Source organism: Flavobacterium lacisediminis, assembly GCF_025909975.1.
Taxonomy (GTDB): domain Bacteria; phylum Bacteroidota; class Bacteroidia; order Flavobacteriales; family Flavobacteriaceae; genus Flavobacterium; species Flavobacterium lacisediminis.
Genome location: NZ_JAPCIO010000001.1, coordinates 368,170 through 385,792, shown reverse-complemented (window position 1 = coordinate 385,792; position 17,623 = coordinate 368,170). Strand labels below are relative to the sequence as shown.

Below are 17,623 nucleotides of genomic sequence, written 5' to 3'. Positions count from 1 at the left end.
TAGCTATGAAAAATTTAAAATTAGTATTAACAACAGCCATTTTAGCATCTTTAGTAGGATGCGTTAATGGCGACGATTATGGAACACCTGATTTATCGAATGATTGTGTAACAGAAATCGCAACTAAAGAAGTATCTGATATACAGGCTTTAGCAACTACAGACAATCCTGTAATCTATACTGACGATGACATTATTGAAGCATATGTAACATCAAGTGACGAAGGTGGAAATTTTTACAAATCGATATCATTAATTTCTGTTGACGGAACTAAAGGGTTTACAATACCTGTTGATGATTACAACTTGTACACAAAGTATGAACCAGGAAGAAAAGTCTATGTTCATTTAAAAGATTTATATTATTCAAATTCATCATTGACAGGTTCTTTTGAAATAGGTGGATTGTATAATGACCCTACATATGGGCCTGAAATCGGAAGAATTTCCGGTGTTGAATACAAGGATGTAATCTTAAGATCTTGTGAAGACGTAAACGAAGATGATATCGTAAAAAATTTAACGATTTCAGCTGCAAAAAACGATCAATATTTAAACATGTTAATCGAATTTGATGCGGTACAATTTACAGATGCTTCATTAGGAAAAACATATTTTGATGCTTCTCTAAATAATTCAGGAGGTGCAACAAATCACGAAATTACTGATGAGTTTGGAAACAAAGTTATCGTAAGAGCTAGTGAATATGCAACTTTTGCTTCAAATGCGGTTCCTTCATTCAATGGAAAAATCAGAGGGGTAATGACTAAATATAATGGTGTTTATCAATTTATGATTAGAACATTAAACGATGTAAACATGACTAATCCTAGATTAGCGATTGATTTATATCCACCTATCGGAGGTTCTGCTTTAGTTTACGGAGCTACTTTAAACGAGCCTTTCACGTCTTATACAACTACAAATCAACAAGTATTTCCTAAATACATTAATGATGCAGCTGTAGGAAGTAGATATTGGCAAAGAAAAGTTTTTAGTGGAAATACTTACATTCAAATGTCTTCATTTGGAGGAACTCCAGAAGCAAACAGAACATTATTCCTTGTTCCTGTTGACATGACTGCTGCAAGTACTTTCTCATTTGAAAGTAAAGCTGGTTTCCACAATGGAAATGTATTGAAAGTATATTATACAACTAATTATACTCCAGGTACACAAATTACAACAGCTACATTAACAGACATTACTTCAAGTTTTACAATTTCTCCTGGATTACCTTCAGGATATCCAACAAACTTTACCGCAAGTGGTGTTTACAATATTCCTGCTGGGGTTACTGGTAACGGTTTCTTCGTGTTTGAATATGTTGGAAATGGATCTTCTGGTCCTACAACAACAATGCAATTAGACAATATTGTAATCAACTAATTACAATTTCTATAAAATCAAAAGCGACTCAAATTGAGTCGCTTTTTTTATGCTTGCTATTTCGTACCTTTGTAACCTTAAAGAAAGATTATGTTAGAGAAAGAAGTTATTGACTTTGAAAAATCAATTGTAGTAGGAATTGTAACCCAAAACCAAAGTGAAGAGAAACTAAACGAGTATCTTGACGAATTGGAGTTTTTGACCTTTACCGCTGGAGGAACGGTTGTAAAACGTTTTTCCCAAAAAATGGACAAACCAAATCCGAAAACTTTTGTTGGAACTGGTAAATTAGAAGAAATTAAATATTACATCAAAGACAACAATATCACAACTGTAATCTTTGATGACGAATTAACGCCATCACAATCTAAAAATATTACCAAAGAATTAGATTGTAAAGTATTAGATAGAACCAATCTTATCTTAGATATCTTCGCACAACGTGCTGAAACTTCATATGCAAGAACGCAAGTAGAATTAGCACAATGCCAATATTTACTACCTCGTTTAACAGGAATGTGGACGCACTTAGAACGTCAAAAAGGGGGAATTGGAATGCGCGGTCCCGGTGAAACTGAAATTGAAACCGACCGTCGTATTGTACGCGATAGAATATCATTACTGAAAGATAAAATTAAAGTTATCGACAAACAAATGGCCACCCAACGAAGCAATCGTGGCGCCATGGTTCGTGTAGCTTTAGTAGGTTATACCAACGTTGGAAAATCAACTTTAATGAATGCTGTTGGAAAAAGTGATGTATTTGTAGAAAATAAACTATTTGCCACACTTGATACTACTGTTCGTAAAACTGTAATTAAGAATTTACCTTTTCTTTTAAGCGACACGGTTGGTTTTATTAGAAAACTACCGACTCAGTTGGTTGAATCGTTTAAAAGTACTTTAGATGAAGTTAGAGAAGCAGATTTATTGCTTCATGTGGTTGATATTTCACATCCTGATTTTGAAGATCATATTGCATCGGTAAATCAAATTTTACAAGACATTAAAAGTGCAGACAAACCAACCATCATGGTTTTTAATAAAATTGATGCTTTTAAATCCGTTTATTTTGATGAAAACGATTTGAGTGTTGAAAAGACTACTAAACATTACACTTTGGAAGATTGGAAAAAAACCTGGATGAGTAAATTAGGGGAAAGCAAAACCTTATTTATTTCGGCAACAGAAAAAGCAAACTTTGAAGAATTTAGAGAAAAAGTTTACGAAGCTGTTAGAGAAATTCATATTACTCGATTTCCATACAACAAGTTTTTGTATCCAGATTATAAAGATGCTGTTGAAAATGAATAAAAAAAGACCTCAAATGAGGTCTTTTTATTTTATTTAAGCTATTTTGAATTAGAAACCATAATTCACACCTAAACCAATAATTTGTTTGGTTTGAAAGCCTCTAAATGCATTGTCATCATAAATTGTTTGAAACGCAAAGTTTGTAGATAAGAATTTATTGATTTTCATCAAAATATTCAATTGGTAATCGATATCCACATTTTGAGGATCTTCTAAATAGTTAGAATAGAAATTTAAGATGTTTTCTACTGAAACATTTTCCATCAACTTGAATTTATAATAACCATTAACAGCGGCTCCTAATTCATATCGAGTTGTTTCTCCTTGTTCTACACCAAAAGACGAACCAAATTCTGTAAAATGATCATGAACTAAGATTAGTTTTGAAGTGGCTGGCGCAATATTTACTTTTAAATTATCGCTTTTCTTCCACAACATACCAGGTCCAAATTGAAAAAAGGCAGGTGAAAAGAAATGAGAAATTTTAACTGTTTGAGTTGCTGGATCTAAACCTGTATCCATTTGTGTTTTGAAATTGAAAAAGGCAGAATAAAACCATTCACCAGAAGCTTTTTTTCCTAAAAGAGAATTCAATTCAATTCTATCGTCGGTTTTTTGAGTATCAGCTCCTTTAATTTTAGTTAAACCGTAAGAAACAATCCATTTGTTATCCCAATTCCAATCGCCATTTTTATAATTGAAATCATAATTAAAACCAACATTTCCAGCGAAGTTATTTTGACCACCCGCTTGCCAATTACTAAAAGAAGATTGGTTCGCTAAAAAAGTAAAAACGCCTTTTCTGGTCCAATGTTTTGTTGTATCAATAGTTGTTTCTTGAGCAATACTAACCGTTGAAACAAATAGTATCAATAAAAAAAGTCTTTTCATTCCTTAAATTTTTAAAAATTAAAGGCGCAAAGGTACTTATTTTTGTTTAAACAAAGGTACAGCCGAGCAAGCTTCCCCAAACATAACACTTTTAGCAACTTTAATTAGTTTTTGAATCGCTAAAGTATAAACCTGATTTGGAACCGGTTTTTTAGAACAACCTTTCAAAATTACTGGTTTTTGAAAATAATCGGTATAATCGAGTTTGTTCAAAATATCTTGATACCATTCGATAACTGCTAATTCTTTATTTCCGTGAATTACTTTTAAAGCATGAGGAGCTATATAAACCGAAACTAAAGCAAATGTCCATGCTGGCAAAATAGCATCTGTATCACAATATAAGGCAACATATTTGTCTTCAAATTGAGACCAATCGTTGTTTTTTAATTGTTCACGAAAATCAGATTCTTTTAAAATGAATCCTTCCAACAACCATTGCGAAATATCTAAATCTACTACATGATTATCTGGATAGTAATCTTCTAAATCGAATACCATCAAGGAACTTTGTGCAACTTTATTTACTATTTCGTCCATATTCTAGTGTTCAGTGTTCAGAAATTAGTATTCAGCAAACTGCCTACTAAAGACTGAACACTGATTACTTATTTAAAGCATTCCTAATTCTAATTTTGCCTCTTCACTCATTAAATCTTTGCTCCATGGCGGATCAAAAGTAATTTCTACTTCACATGATTTTACGGCATCGATAGATTTTACTTTTTCCTCCACTTCTTGAGGCAAAGTTTCAGCTACTGGGCAGTTAGGTGATGTTAAGGTCATTAAGATTTTTACATCGTTGTCCTCGTTAATCATCACGTCGTAGATTAAACCTAATTCGTAAATATCTACTGGAATCTCTGGGTCAAAAATTCCTTTTAAAACTTTGACTACATCTTCGCCTAAGTTGATTGTATCGTTAAATTCTTCCATTTTTTTATTATTTATTGCTTCGATTGAAATGCTAAAGCATACATTTTTATTTGTTTTATCATTGAAACCAAACCGTTCGCTCTTGTTGGAGATAAATGTTCTTTTAATCCTATTTCGTCAATAAAATCGGTATTAGCATCTAAAATATCCTTTGGCGATTGATTAGAAAAAGCTCGGATTAAAATAGCAATAATTCCTTTAGTTAAAATAGCATCGCTATCGGCTGTAAAAACGATTTTCCCGTCTTGTTCTTCTCCGTGAACCCAAACTTTTGATTGGCAACCTTTAATGATGTTTTCATCTACTTTATATTGTTCATCAATTAAAGGAAGTGATTTTCCTAATTCGATGATGTATTCGTAGCGTTGCATCCAGTCGTCAAACATCGAAAACTCGTCTACAATTTCGTTTTGTATTTCTTTAATTGTCATTTTATTTTTCGGTCAGTTTCAAAATTTTGTTTACCAATTTTTCTATTTCAACTGGTGGAAAACCATGGTCAAAACCATTAGCTGGATATTCAACTCCACCAGAAATAAAAATTATATTCGCATGAGCCGCCCCATCATAATATCTTTTTTCGGTTGGCCATTTTAAATCTTTTACTTTTGATAAATCCACGGCTTTAGTCAAAGACTCTATTTCTTTCCAATCCGAATCTGAAATTTTTACTTTCTCTTCGTAATCTTTGAAATCGCGAACACGAGAAACATAAACAACTTGGTTTTCAATCTTAACAGCCAAAGCTAATCCGCGAGAATTTGCTTCATACTTAATTATTGGCATTTCTTTTTGCATTGATAATTCAGGTGTTAATGTGGTTGATGAAACCGAATCTTTCTGACAATTGCAACTTACAATGGTAATTAGAAGAGTTGCTAAAAAGGTAATTGCTTTCATGACTTAAATTTTTTAAGATAACATCATTTGCGCTTTTTTAACCGCTTCTACAAAGATATCAATTTCTTCCTTGGTATTATAAAAAGCAAAACTTGCTCTAATAGTACCTGGAATATTGAAAAAATTCATAATAGGTTGGGCGCAATGATGACCGGTTCTAACCGCTATACCTAACTTATCGATAATTGTGCCAATGTCATACGGATGAATGCCTTCGATGTTAAACGAAATGACTGAAGCTTTATTTTCACTCGTTCCGTAAATAGTTAAACCTTCCATTTCTTGTAATCTTTTGGTTCCGTAATCTAATAATTCTTGTTCGTAAGCTGCAATGTTATCAAAACCGACTGCATTCATATAATCAATCGCAGTTCCTAAAACAATTCCACCTTCGATGTTTGGTGTACCAGCTTCGAATTTATGTGGTAAATCGGCATAAGTTGTTTTTTCGAAAGTAACTTCGGCAATCATTTCGCCTCCGCCTTGATATGGTGGCAATTTTCGTAACCATTCTTCTTTTCCGTATAAAATTCCAACGCCTGTAGGTCCACAAACTTTATGTCCTGAAAACACATAAAAATCACAATCCAAAGCTTGTACATCTGGACGTAAATGCGGTGTTGCTTGTGCGCCATCGATTAAAACGGCAGCTCCTACTCCGTGTGCTTTTTTGATGATGTATTCAATTGGGTTAACCGTTCCTAACGCATTTGAAATATGATTAAGCGTTACGATTTTCGTTTTTTCGGAAAGTAATTTATCAAATTCTGAAATGATTAATTCTCCTTTTTCATTCATTGGTATTACGACCAACTTTGCTCCTGTTTTTTCACATAAAAATTGCCAAGGCACAATGTTGCTATGATGTTCTAAAGCCGAAACCATTACCTCATCACCTGCTTTTAATAAACTTGCAAAACCATTCGCCACCAAGTTAATTCCGAAAGTCGTTCCCGAAGTAAAAATGATTTCGTGATTATGCTTTGCGTTTAAGTGATTTTGAATCGTATTTCTTGACACTTCATAAGCATCCGTAGCCAATTGACTCAACGTATGCACACCACGGTGAATATTTGCGTTGATTTCGCTATAATATTTTGAAATAGCATCTATAACCACTTGTGGCTTTTGCGAAGTAGCACCGTTATCAAAATACACTAAAGGTTTACCATTTACTTTTTGCGATAAAATGGGAAAATCAGCTCTTACTTTTTGAACATCAAACATTTTCATACAATTTGAGCACAAATTTACAACTTGATTGTTTATAATTGGAATAAATAAAGGTTAAAATAGAATTAAAACTTCTCACCTGCTCCACCACCACTGAAACCACCGCCGCCAAATTCCATTGGATTAGATTGTGTTAGTGCTGGTGTGTTAGCATTCGCTAATGATAAAACGGCTTGAGCATTGAATAATAAAGAATCGTCTGAATCTCTATCGGGTTGGAAAGTAACGCCTTCTGTTTTGTTTTTTAATTGTTGGATAATCAAAAACGCTAATCCAAAAAGTAAAATTCCGCTAATAACCATTACGTATTCAATTGGAAAAAAATAGTAATAATGACCAATGGAGTAAAATCCGAACGCTAAAGTAGCTAATCCGGTGTATAAAACCAATTTATCCTTCCATTGGATTCCCAAATAGAAACAAAGCAACGGTATCAAAAAAGTGAGTCCGTAGAAAACGAAAGCAAGTGGAACATCTGAAGTATTTGTAATGGTTAAGTTCATTAAAGATTCGGATAATTCGCGAACTACTAAATAATTCATCGATAAATAACCTAAAAGCAAACTAGCCACTCTAATGGTGTCTAAGGTTTTGAAATATGTGTAGAAATTCTGATTTTTATTTAAATGCGAAACGAAAAAATAAACCGAAATCGCTAAAATCAATCCAACAAAAGACAAATAAAACTTGGGCATGAAATCATGCTCGACTATTAAATTGAAAAATATACCAACCAAACCTATGAAAGCCATTATAGCTGAAATTGTATTAATAAATCGAATAGCGAAAAACACACCCAAAACCAACATTGTTACTAATACTGGTAATACTGCTTCTGTAAGAATTCCGATACCTATTAAAAAAGAGAGTTGGGCGGAAAGTAAAAAAGCATCATCTAATCCATGTCGAAAAAACTTCATTCGAACCAAAACCTCTAATCCAATGTAAGCTAAAATCGCATACAAAAAGAATATAATTTGGTACTCATCGGAAACAATCTGAAGTAAAATCACCGCAAAAGCGCTTATTACAGATGAAAAAAGGAAATTTCCCAACAAAAAGAAACCAATTCGAAAGAAAATATTGGAATTCGATTTCAATTGCATTAATTGAGAACTAATTTTTTGTAATTGCTCTTTAGAAAGGAATTTCTTTTGGTATAATTTTTTAGCTTCTTCGGCCAAAAAATAGTTTTCTAATTCTGATTTATTGTACGCTTGCATTTTTTTTGGCATTAAATTGTTTGACTAATCGAATAAACAGATAAATACTCGCTACCACATAAAAAGGTGAAACCATAATCAATAATTCGTAAAAAGGTCCGAAATCTATAAAAGACAATATTTTTCCTCCTAATACATTTATACCAAAATAGCCATACAACAACATAAAAGCGAAAATTGACGTAGCTAAAACACGGTAACTAAATCGGTAGAAATAATAGACAAAACCAAGTAAAATGGGAATAAAAACATACCATTGTTCCGAAAGTAAGCCTGCAATAATACAAACTCCTAACAAATGCAAAGCAAACGTGGTGTAAACAAAATGGAAGTGAATTTTGATTTTATTTATCAAAGAATATTCCATCCAAACTAATAAACCAATCCCTAAAACTAATCCCGAATATGTCAATTGTAAATTAGAATAGACTTCATTTTGAAATATACTTTTTGGCGTAATAGAAATTCCGATAAAAGCTGCCAAACTAGTAATCGCTATAGAAAGTACAATTCGATTATCGAAATAATATGCAACAGCAAAACACAAAAGGGCTGAAATCAAGGAAACGTAAGCATACGAATCATCAAAAATTTGATATTGAAAATTGATGTAACCCAAAAAGATACATGCCAACAAACTTCCGGTTAAAACCAAATAATCATGTAACGGATTTTCGAACAAAACCTCATCATTGGAATACCCTTTTGCCTTTTTGAAACTGAAATAAAAGCAAACCAGCATCAAAATAAAATTAGCTGAAAGAATAGCTAAATGTCCAATAGAATCGATGTTGTTGTACACAATTACTCCAATTCCAGAAGTAAATAAGATTATAGAGAAGTAAATCATTAAAAGCAATTCGCTTCGTAACGAAAATATGCCTTTCTTTTGATAAATAGTAATTTTCTCTAAATCCTCATCATTCAAAAATTCTTTTTGATGGAGTTTTTGAATCAGTATTTCTGAAAAATGTGGTTTTTCCATGAATTAAAATTTGAATAAAGATAAGGAAAGTTTTACATTATCGCTAAAATAAAAAAACCGCCCAAAAGGCGGTTTTAAAATATATCTAAAATTTTATTACAAATCAAATCCCATATTCACGCCTAATTTGTCAGCGATAATACGAGCAATTTTTGCTTTTAATTCTGGGATTTTTACACTGTTTGTTACTTCACTTGTGAAAGCGTACATCAACAAAGCTTTGGCTTCTTTTTTAGGAATACCTCGTTGTTGCATGTAGAACATTGCACTTTCATCTAATTGTCCAATAGTACAACCATGCGAACATTTTACATCATCGGCAAAAATTTCTAATTGTGGTTTTGCGTTAATGGTAGCTTTATCGCCAATTAAAATGTTGTTATTTTGTTGGAAAGCATCTGTTTTTTGAGCTTCTTTTTCAACGAAGATTTTTCCATTGAAAACACCAGTTGAACTATCGTGTAAAATCGTTTTATAGTTTTGGTGGCTTTCGCAATTTGGTGTTGCATGTTGTACTAAAGTATAATGATCTACGTGTTGTTTATCGCCAATAATGGTAATTCCTTTTAATGTTGAATCAATTCTTTCTCCTTGATGATAGAAATTCAAATTGTTTCTCGTGATATTTCCACCAAACGAAAATGTATGCACTGCTACTCTACTCTCTTGCTTTTGAGCAATGTACGTATTGTCAATCAAATTCGCAGTTTGCACATCGTTTTGAACTTTGTAATAATCAACAATCGCACGCTTTTGAGCGAAAATCTCGGTAACCGAATTCGTTAAAACTGGATTGCTATTCAAACTCTGATGACGTTCTACGATTTGTACGTGAGCGTTTTCTCCAACGATTACTAAATTTCGAGGTTGTACCATCAAAGCTGCTTCATTTCCTGTTGAGAAATAGATAATTTCAATTGGTTTATCTACTACTTTACTTTTTGGAATGTTTATGTAAGCTCCTTCTAAAGAAAATGCTGTATTTAAAGAAGTTAAACTCTCTTCTTTACTAGCAATTTGATTGAAATAATTGTCAATCACCATTTTATATTTCGGCTTTGTCAATGCCGAAGACATCAAGCAAATATCCAAACCTTCATGCGTTGTAGAAGATAAAAACGAACTAAAAATTCCGTCGATGAAAACTACTTTGTAAGTGTCAATTTCATGTAAGAAATACTTTTTTACATCTTTAAATTCAATCGCATTATCCTTTTTTGGGAAAACCGAAAAATCATTTTTTAAAATAGCATTTAACGACGTGTATTTCCAAGCTTCCTCTTTTTTAGTAGGGAAACCTTTGTTTTCGAAATTTTTTATGGCGTTACTTCTTACCTCATGAAGTTCAGAATGTGTATCAATCTTTTCTTCAAAAGCCATGAAAGAAGCTAATAATTTATCTTTCAACTCCATTTTATACTGCTTGTTCGTTTTTAATCCAGTCGTAACCTTTTTCTTCTAACTCTAAAGCTAAATCAGCTCCACCAGTTTTTACGATTTTCCCGTCCATTAAAACGTGAACGAAATCTGGAACAATATAATCTAACAAACGTTGGTAGTGCGTAATCACTAAGACCGCGTTGTTTTCGTTTTTTAATTTATTTACACCGTTTGCTACAATTCGTAACGCATCGATGTCCAAACCTGAATCTGTTTCGTCCAAAATTGCGATTTTTGGTTCTAACATTGCCATTTGGAAAATTTCGTTACGTTTCTTTTCACCACCAGAAAAACCTTCGTTAAGAGAACGCGACAAGAATTTTCTGTCCATTTCCAATAATTCTGATTTTTCACGAATTAATTTCAACATTTCGTTTGCCGGCATTTCTTCTTTTCCGTTGGCTTTTCTACTTTCGTTGATAGCTGTTTTGATGAAATTTGTCACCGAAACACCTGGAATTTCCACAGGATATTGGAACGACAAGAAAACACCTTTGTGCGCTCTTTCTTCTGGAGCTAATTCTGAAATTTCTTCACCGTCTAAAAATATTTCTCCTTGAGAAACTTCGTAGTTTTCGTTTCCAGCAATGATAGAAGATAACGTTGATTTTCCGGCACCGTTTGGTCCCATAATCGCATGAACTTCTCCTGCCTTAATTTCAAGGTTGATTCCTTTTAATATTTCTTTGTCTTCTACCGAAGCGTGTAAGTTTTTTATTTGTAACATTTTGTAAATGTGTTATTTATTCTAATTTATGATTGATTATCCTACAGAGCCTTCTAACGAAATTTCCAATAATTTTTGGGCTTCCACTGCAAATTCCATTGGTAATTTATTCAATACTTCTTTACTGAATCCGTTTACGATTAAGGCTATGGCTTTTTCTGTTGGGATTCCACGTTGGTTGCAATAGAACACTTGATCTTCTCCAATTTTTGAAGTCGTTGCTTCGTGTTCAATTTTTGCCGAAGCATTTTTGCTTTCGATATATGGAAACGTGTGTGCACCACAATTATTCCCCATCAAAAGCGAATCACATTGAGAGAAGTTACGTGCGTTTTCAGCTCTTGCTCCTATTTGTACTAATCCTCTATAACTATTTTGTGATTTTCCAGCAGAAATACCTTTAGAAATAATGGTTGACTTTGAGTTTTTACCCAAGTGAATCATTTTCGTTCCAGTATCTGCTTGTTGGAAATTATTAGTAACGGCTATCGAATAAAATTCACCAATTGAATTATCACCTTTTAAAACAACCGAAGGATATTTCCATGTTACTGCCGAACCTGTTTCTACTTGTGTCCAAGAAATTTTAGCATTTTTCTCGCATAAACCTCTTTTGGTTACGAAATTATAAACACCACCTTTTCCTTCTTTGTTTCCAGGATACCAGTTTTGAACGGTTGAATATTTGATTTCGGCATCGTCCATTGCGATTAATTCTACAACGGCTGCGTGCAATTGATTTTCATCACGACTTGGAGCCGTACAACCTTCCAAATACGAAACATAACTTCCTTCGTCCGCAATTAGCAATGTTCTTTCAAACTGACCTGTTCCACCTTGATTGATTCGGAAATACGTTGATAATTCCATTGGACAACGAACACCTTTTGGAATATAACAGAAACTTCCGTCAGAAAAAACAGCCGAATTTAAAGCGGCATAGAAATTATCTTTCTGAGGAACGATTGTTCCTAAATATTTACGAACTAATTCTGGATGTTCTTTAATGGCTTCCGAAATCGAACAAAAAATAATCCCTTTTTCATTTAATGTTTTCTTGAAAGTCGTTGCAACAGAAACCGAATCTACCACGATATCAATCGCTACATTGTTCATTTTCTTTTGTTCGTCAACTGAAATTCCTAGCTTTTTGTACATCGCCAAAAGTTCAGGATCAACGTCTTCTAATTTTTTATTCGGATCGGCTTTTTTAGGTGCCGAATAATACGATATCGCTTGAAAATCTGGTTTTTCGTAATGCACATTAGCCCATTCAGGCTCAACCATTTCTAACCAAGCACGAAAAGCTTCTAAACGCCATTCTGTCATCCATTCTGGCTCTTCTTTTTTCTTTGAAATCGCACGAACAATGTCTTCATTTAATCCAATAGGAAACGTATCCGAGTCCAATTCGGTGTAAAATCCGTATTCGTATTCTTTATTTTCTAATTCGACTTTTAAGTCGTCCTCAGTATATTTGCTCATATTTTTTTGATTTATAGAGAGAAACTCTCTCCACATCCACACGTTCTTTGTGCATTTGGATTGTTAAAAACAAATCCTTTTCCGTTTAAACCACCCGAAAATTCTAATATAGTTCCAGCCAAATAAAGAAAACTCTTTTTCTCAACGGCAATTTTTACATTATTATCTTCAAATATTTTATCGTTTTCTCCTATTTCTTTGTCGAATTTTAAATCATAAGACAAACCCGAGCAACCACCACTTTTTACGCCTACTCGCACGTAATCTTTGGCTGCATCAAAACCATCTTCTTGCATCATGCTGATGATTTTTTTACTTGCTGTATCAGATACTTTAATCATTTCTTATTTTGATTTTGTCTAAATTAACCGCAAAGATAATCCATAAATTGCTTTTTACAAGAGTTGCTAACATTTTTATAACTTATAGATTCATAGTTTCTATTTATAGTATTTTTTGTAATTTGGCTGAAAATTGTTTTGATCATGAAATTACACCCAATTGAAGCTGGAAATTTTAAACTAGATGGTGGCGCTATGTTTGGCGTGGTGCCTAAAACCATTTGGAATAAAACCAATCCGGCCGACGAAAATAACTTGATTGACATCGCCGCAAGATGTTTATTAATTGAAGACGGGAACCGATTGACTTTGATTGATACCGGAATGGGAAATAAACAATCTGATAAGTTTTTTGGATATTATTCGCTTTGGGGTGATCACTCTTTAGATAAATCCTTAAAAAATGCTGGTTTTCATCGCGATGATATTACCGATGTTTTTATGACGCATTTACATTTTGACCATTGTGGTGGAAGTGTAAACTGGAACAAAGACAAAACGGGTTACGAAGTCGCTTTTAAAAATGCGAAATTCTGGACTAATGACAATCATTGGGAATGGGCAACGAAACCAAACGCTCGTGAAAAAGCATCATTTCTGCATGAAAATTTAATCCCAATGCAAGAAAGCGGACAATTACAATTTATCAATCGACCTGATAGTGATTTTGGTTTTTCAAGCGAATTAGGTTTCGATATTTTCTACGCTGATGGTCATACCGAAAAACAAATGTTACCACACATCAATTATAATGGAAAAACCATTGTTTTTTGTGCCGATATGCTACCAACTGCGGGCCATGTTCCAATACCATATGTAACTGGATACGACACAAGACCCTTGATGTCAATGGATGAAAAGCAAATATTTTTAAATAACGCTGCAGACAATAATTATTATTTGTGGCTAGAACATGATGCTCACAACCAAATTATAACGGTTCAGCATACCGAAAAAGGAGTTCGTTTGAAAGAAATTTTCAAATGTGAAGACATTTTAAAATAAAGTTAAAAACAACTATAATTGTAACAAATACAAAATACTTCAGTCCAATAACTGAAATTAATTAATTGAGAATATGAAGAAAATTTTTAGACCACTGTATTTAAGCTTAGCTTTAGGACTTGTTTTAGCAAGTTGTGGATCACAAAAAATGGTATCAACTCCGGTTGAAAATATTGATAACTTACCTTTAAAAACCACTCCTGTTGCTGAAAATGATTTGCAACGTTGGAGTCATTTAGACTTAGTAAAAGATACACTTCCTGGAATGAGTGTAGACAAAGCTTATAAAGAATTACTTAAAGGTAAAAAAGGGCAGAAAGTTATCGTTGGAATCGTAGATTCTGGTGTGGACATCAACCATGAAGATTTAAAAGCAGTGATTTGGACCAATCCAAAAGAAATTGCAGGAAACGGAATTGACGACGACAAAAATGGCTACATTGATGATATTCATGGGTGGAATTTCTTAGGAAATGCTGTTCACGAACAATTAGAAATGACACGTATTGTTAAGAAAGGTCCTGGAACTCCTGAATATGATAAAGCAAAAGCTGAATTGGCAGAAGAGATAAAAGGAATTCAACCTCAAAAGCAACAATTAGATTTCATTATTAATGCTGAAAAAGCATTGGTTGGCTATTTCAAAAAGAGCAATTTTACTTTAGAAGAAGTAAAAGCAATTCCTGCAACAGAAACATCTTTATCTCAAGCTAAAGCTGTTTTTACTCAAGTTTTAAGTAATAGCAGTAAAGCAGATTTTGACAAACAAATTGAAGAATTCAAAGATTACATCTACGGACAAGTTAACTATAACTTAAATGTAGATTTTGATGGTAGAAAAATTGTGGGAGATAATCCAGATGATTTAAAAGATACGAAATACGGTAACAATAACGTAATAGGTCCAGAACCAAAAGAAGCAAAACACGGAACTCACGTAGCTGGAATTGTAGCTCAAGTTAGAGGCAACAACAAAGGTGGTGATGGTGTTACAAACAATGCGCAAATAATGGCGTTAAGAGCCGTTCCAAACGGAGATGAATATGATAAAGATATTGCTTTAGCTATTCGATATGCGGCGGATAATGGTGCAAAAGTAATCAACGGTTCTTTCGGAAAATACTATTCGCAACACAAAGAATGGGTTATGGACGCAATTAAATACGCTGAATCTAAAGACGTTTTAGTAGTTATTGCTGCAGGAAACGAATCATATGATTTAGATGTTACTAACAAATATCCAAACGACACGTATGATAATTCACCTGAATTCGCTAAAAATGTGTTAATCATTGGAGCGCTTTCTCCATCTTACGGAACTAAAATGGTGGCAAGTTTTTCTAACTACGGAAAAAACAATGTAGATATTTATGCTCCAGGAGATAAAATTTATGCTACTACTCCGTTAAACACTTACGAATATTTACAAGGAACTTCAATGGCTTCTCCAAACGTGGCTGGTGTTGCAACATTAATTCGTTCTTACTATCCAAGTTTAACAGCTGTTCAAGTAAAACAAATCATCATGGAAAGTGGTACGCCTTTGAAAAACACAGTTACCATTGGTGAAGACAAACACAAAACTAATTTTGCTGATGCTTCAAAATCGGGAAGAATTGTAAATGCATACAACGCTTTAGTTTTAGCAGCTAAAATGGCTAAATAATAATTGTTGAAATCAAATTACTATTATAAAATCCTACAAGGCTTCATCGTCTTGTAGGGTTTCTTTTAAAACGCAACTATGAAAAAATTTCTTTTTTTAAGTTTATTTCCAATTTTAACATTGGCGCAAAACAATCCAAATCCAGGCTATTGGCAACAACATGTTGACTATAAAATGGAGGTAAATATGGATGTGAAAAAATTCCAATACAAGGGAAAACAAGAAATTGTGTATACCAACAATTCAAATGATACGTTGCATAAAGTATATTATCATTTGTACAACAATGCTTTTCAACCAGGAAGCGAAATGGATGCAAGACTTCAAGCCATTTCTGACCCTGATAAGCGAATGGTGAAAACCTTTAAAAAAGAAGGTAAAGATGTAAAAGAAAGTAGAATTAGCACTTTAAAACCGAATGAAATTGGGTATTTAAACATCGCTAATTTCAAACAAGATGGTGTTGCCGCAACCACAAAAGTAGTAGGAACCATTTTAGAAGTTACATTAGCAAAAGCTATTTTACCAAAACAAAAAACAACACTTTCCTTAGATTTTAATGGTCAAGTACCGTTACAAATTCGACGTTCGGGAAGAATTTCTGAAGAAGGAGTTGCTTTATCGATGACACAATGGTATCCAAAATTATGCGAATATGATTTCGAAGGATGGCACGCTAATCCATACATCGCAAGAGAATTTCATGGTGTTTGGGGAAATTTTGATGTGAAAATAACGATTGACAAAGCATACACGATTGGTGGAACAGGTTATTTACAAAACAAAAACGAAATCGGTCATGGCTATCAAGATGCCGGTGTACAAGTCGTTTATCCTAAGAAAACCAAAAATCTAACTTGGCATTTTTATGCACCAAACGTGCATGATTTTGCTTGGGGAGCGGATAACGAGTTCATTCACGATATGATTTTAGGTCCAAACAATGTGGAATTGCATTTCTTGTACAAAAACAAGAAAGAGAATTTAGAAAATTGGAAAAAAATGCAACCTAAAACTGCGGAATTACTAGCGTTTTTTAATGAAAATGTTGGGCCTTATCCGTACAAACAATATTCAGTTATTCAAGGTGGTGATGGCGGAATGGAATATGGTATGAGTACCTTAATCACTGGAAATAGATCTTTTGGAAGTTTAGTTGGTGTAACCGCTCACGAAATGGCGCATTCATGGTTCCAATTTGTTTTAGCCACTAATGAAACCAAACACGAATGGATGGACGAAGGATTTACCTCGTACATTTCTAATTTAGCAATGAACAAGGTATTGCCTCCTAAAAAACCTGAAGTTCCTTATGAAGATGCATATAATAATTACATTTATTTAGCAAAATCTGGGAAAGAACAGCCGTTATCCACTCACGCCGATCGTTATGATTTGAATATGGCGTATGGTATTTCAGCTTATAGTAAAGGAGAAGTATTTTTGGTACAATTAGGTTATTTAATTGGGCAAGAAAACCTCAACAAAACCATCAAACGATATTACAACGAGTATAAATTTACGCATCCAACACCAAACGACATCAAACGTGTTGCGGAAAAAGTTTCGGGTGCTAATTTAGATTGGTATTTGTTAGATTGGACATTAACAACTAACACTATCGATTACGGTATCAAAGAAGTTTCTGAAGCGAATGCCGCTAATACAAAAGTGATTTTTGAAAGAAAAGGAAGAATGCCAATGCCTTTAGATGTTATGGTGGAATACACCGACGGAACCAAAGAATTTTTCTACATTCCAAATACTTTAATGCGTTGGGAAAAACCAAATCCGTATGCAGGAATCAAAGGAAATGTATTAAAAGGTTGGGATTGGGCGTTTCCAACATTCACTTTTGAAATTGCAAAACCAAAAGCAAAAATAAAATCCATCACCATTGACCCAGAAAACTTAATGGCAGATGTAAATAAAGAAGATAATATCTTTCCAAAAAAATAAAATTTAAAAGCGACTTTCGGGTCGCTTTTTTTGTGTTCATTTTCAATCGTTGAGATGATAATTGTCATGATTTGCGTGTTTTGTCTTTCGTAATTTTAATGTGCAAAAAATGCAATTAAAATTAGTTATT

The 17,623-nt window shown here is 33.4% G+C and carries 17 protein-coding genes; 5 read left to right on the top strand and 12 right to left on the bottom strand.

The genetic code is table 11. The features are described from left to right. Positions 1 to 5: 5 nt before the first annotated feature. A complete protein-coding gene (locus OJ995_RS01885) occupies positions 6 to 1,388 on the top strand; it encodes a DUF5689 domain-containing protein (protein ID WP_264367888.1) in 1,383 nt (460 codons plus the stop codon). Between the two features lie 90 nt (positions 1,389 to 1,478). Further along, positions 1,479 to 2,702: a GTPase HflX gene (gene hflX / locus OJ995_RS01880; protein ID WP_264367887.1), complete on the top strand. Its 1,224-nt coding sequence runs from the start codon at positions 1,479 to 1,481 to the stop codon at positions 2,700 to 2,702. Between the two features lie 48 nt (positions 2,703 to 2,750). Here the strand turns inward: hflX and OJ995_RS01875 are convergent, their stop codons facing one another. The 12 genes from OJ995_RS01875 to OJ995_RS01820 all read right to left on the bottom strand — a co-directional run bounded on the left by OJ995_RS01875 (position 2,751) and on the right by OJ995_RS01820 (position 12,863). Continuing rightward, positions 2,751 to 3,593 carry a DUF3078 domain-containing protein gene (locus OJ995_RS01875; protein WP_264367886.1) on the bottom strand — a complete coding sequence of 281 codons (843 nt, stop codon included), beginning with the start codon at positions 3,591 to 3,593 and terminating at the stop codon, positions 2,751 to 2,753. Between the two features lie 36 nt (positions 3,594 to 3,629). Next, positions 3,630 to 4,133 (bottom strand): DUF2480 family protein, encoded by a 504-nt coding sequence (locus tag OJ995_RS01870; RefSeq protein WP_264367885.1) that lies wholly within the window; start codon positions 4,131 to 4,133, stop codon positions 3,630 to 3,632. Positions 4,134 to 4,205: 72 nt separating this feature from the next. Then, positions 4,206 to 4,529, bottom strand: a complete 324-nt coding sequence (locus tag OJ995_RS01865; protein WP_111566555.1) for an SUF system Fe-S cluster assembly protein — start codon at positions 4,527 to 4,529, stop codon at positions 4,206 to 4,208. An 11-nt stretch (positions 4,530 to 4,540) separates the two neighbouring features. After that, positions 4,541 to 4,960 (bottom strand): SufE family protein, encoded by a 420-nt coding sequence (locus OJ995_RS01860; RefSeq protein WP_264367884.1) that lies wholly within the window; start codon positions 4,958 to 4,960, stop codon positions 4,541 to 4,543. A gap of 1 nt (position 4,961) precedes the next feature. Next, positions 4,962 to 5,429 carry a hypothetical protein gene (locus tag OJ995_RS01855; RefSeq protein ID WP_264367883.1) on the bottom strand — a complete coding sequence of 156 codons (468 nt, stop codon included), beginning with the start codon at positions 5,427 to 5,429 and terminating at the stop codon, positions 4,962 to 4,964. A 12-nt stretch (positions 5,430 to 5,441) separates the two neighbouring features. Beyond that, the gene (locus OJ995_RS01850; RefSeq protein WP_264367882.1) at positions 5,442 to 6,656 is read right to left on the bottom strand and encodes an aminotransferase class V-fold PLP-dependent enzyme; all 1,215 of its coding nucleotides are present in this window, start codon (positions 6,654 to 6,656) and stop codon (positions 5,442 to 5,444) included. A 71-nt stretch (positions 6,657 to 6,727) separates the two neighbouring features. Continuing rightward, positions 6,728 to 7,897, bottom strand: a complete 1,170-nt coding sequence (locus OJ995_RS01845) for a hypothetical protein (protein ID WP_264367881.1) — start codon at positions 7,895 to 7,897, stop codon at positions 6,728 to 6,730. After that, positions 7,869 to 8,870 (bottom strand): DUF2157 domain-containing protein, encoded by a 1,002-nt coding sequence (locus tag OJ995_RS01840; protein ID WP_264367880.1) that lies wholly within the window; start codon positions 8,868 to 8,870, stop codon positions 7,869 to 7,871. Before OJ995_RS01840 ends, OJ995_RS01845 begins: the two co-directional genes overlap by 29 nt. Positions 8,871 to 8,966: 96 nt before the next feature. Then, entirely contained in the window at positions 8,967 to 10,283 is a 1,317-nt protein-coding gene (sufD, locus tag OJ995_RS01835) for a Fe-S cluster assembly protein SufD (protein WP_264367879.1), read from the bottom strand. A 1-nt stretch (position 10,284) separates the two neighbouring features. Continuing rightward, positions 10,285 to 11,037: a Fe-S cluster assembly ATPase SufC gene (sufC, locus tag OJ995_RS01830; protein WP_264367878.1), complete on the bottom strand. Its 753-nt coding sequence runs from the start codon at positions 11,035 to 11,037 to the stop codon at positions 10,285 to 10,287. A 36-nt stretch (positions 11,038 to 11,073) separates the two neighbouring features. Beyond that, positions 11,074 to 12,522, bottom strand: coding sequence for a Fe-S cluster assembly protein SufB (gene sufB, locus OJ995_RS01825; RefSeq protein ID WP_264367877.1), 1,449 nt, complete (start codon positions 12,520 to 12,522; stop codon positions 11,074 to 11,076). Between the two features lie 11 nt (positions 12,523 to 12,533). Beyond that, complete coding sequence (locus OJ995_RS01820) at positions 12,534 to 12,863, bottom strand: HesB/IscA family protein (RefSeq protein ID WP_133609171.1); 330 nt, start codon at positions 12,861 to 12,863, stop codon at positions 12,534 to 12,536. Between the two features lie 144 nt (positions 12,864 to 13,007). Here OJ995_RS01820 and OJ995_RS01815 point away from each other — a divergent pair, with 144 nt between their 5' ends. The 3 genes from OJ995_RS01815 to OJ995_RS01805 all read left to right on the top strand — a co-directional run bounded on the left by OJ995_RS01815 (position 13,008) and on the right by OJ995_RS01805 (position 17,493). Next, a complete protein-coding gene (locus tag OJ995_RS01815; protein WP_264367876.1) occupies positions 13,008 to 13,868 on the top strand; it encodes an MBL fold metallo-hydrolase in 861 nt (286 codons plus the stop codon). A gap of 73 nt (positions 13,869 to 13,941) precedes the next feature. Continuing rightward, positions 13,942 to 15,534 carry a S8 family peptidase gene (locus tag OJ995_RS01810; protein ID WP_264367875.1) on the top strand — a complete coding sequence of 531 codons (1,593 nt, stop codon included), beginning with the start codon at positions 13,942 to 13,944 and terminating at the stop codon, positions 15,532 to 15,534. Between the two features lie 78 nt (positions 15,535 to 15,612). Continuing rightward, positions 15,613 to 17,493 carry a M1 family metallopeptidase gene (locus OJ995_RS01805; RefSeq protein ID WP_264367874.1) on the top strand — a complete coding sequence of 627 codons (1,881 nt, stop codon included), beginning with the start codon at positions 15,613 to 15,615 and terminating at the stop codon, positions 17,491 to 17,493. Positions 17,494 to 17,623 lie beyond the last annotated feature (130 nt).

Coding starts and splice junctions, on each gene's coding strand:
- OJ995_RS01885 (WP_264367888.1), top strand. CDS start 6: ATGAAAAATTTAAAATTAGTATTAACAACAGCCATTTTAGCATCTTTA.
- hflX (WP_264367887.1), top strand. CDS start 1,479: ATGTTAGAGAAAGAAGTTATTGACTTTGAAAAATCAATTGTAGTAGGA.
- OJ995_RS01875 (WP_264367886.1), bottom strand. CDS start 3,593: ATGAAAAGACTTTTTTTATTGATACTATTTGTTTCAACGGTTAGTATT.
- OJ995_RS01870 (WP_264367885.1), bottom strand. CDS start 4,133: ATGGACGAAATAGTAAATAAAGTTGCACAAAGTTCCTTGATGGTATTC.
- OJ995_RS01865 (WP_111566555.1), bottom strand. CDS start 4,529: ATGGAAGAATTTAACGATACAATCAACTTAGGCGAAGATGTAGTCAAA.
- OJ995_RS01860 (WP_264367884.1), bottom strand. CDS start 4,960: ATGACAATTAAAGAAATACAAAACGAAATTGTAGACGAGTTTTCGATG.
- OJ995_RS01855 (WP_264367883.1), bottom strand. CDS start 5,429: ATGAAAGCAATTACCTTTTTAGCAACTCTTCTAATTACCATTGTAAGT.
- OJ995_RS01850 (WP_264367882.1), bottom strand. CDS start 6,656: ATGTTTGATGTTCAAAAAGTAAGAGCTGATTTTCCCATTTTATCGCAA.
- OJ995_RS01845 (WP_264367881.1), bottom strand. CDS start 7,897: ATGCCAAAAAAAATGCAAGCGTACAATAAATCAGAATTAGAAAACTAT.
- OJ995_RS01840 (WP_264367880.1), bottom strand. CDS start 8,870: ATGGAAAAACCACATTTTTCAGAAATACTGATTCAAAAACTCCATCAA.
- sufD (WP_264367879.1), bottom strand. CDS start 10,283: ATGGAGTTGAAAGATAAATTATTAGCTTCTTTCATGGCTTTTGAAGAA.
- sufC (WP_264367878.1), bottom strand. CDS start 11,037: ATGTTACAAATAAAAAACTTACACGCTTCGGTAGAAGACAAAGAAATA.
- sufB (WP_264367877.1), bottom strand. CDS start 12,522: ATGAGCAAATATACTGAGGACGACTTAAAAGTCGAATTAGAAAATAAA.
- OJ995_RS01820 (WP_133609171.1), bottom strand. CDS start 12,863: ATGATTAAAGTATCTGATACAGCAAGTAAAAAAATCATCAGCATGATG.
- OJ995_RS01815 (WP_264367876.1), top strand. CDS start 13,008: ATGAAATTACACCCAATTGAAGCTGGAAATTTTAAACTAGATGGTGGC.
- OJ995_RS01810 (WP_264367875.1), top strand. CDS start 13,942: ATGAAGAAAATTTTTAGACCACTGTATTTAAGCTTAGCTTTAGGACTT.
- OJ995_RS01805 (WP_264367874.1), top strand. CDS start 15,613: ATGAAAAAATTTCTTTTTTTAAGTTTATTTCCAATTTTAACATTGGCG.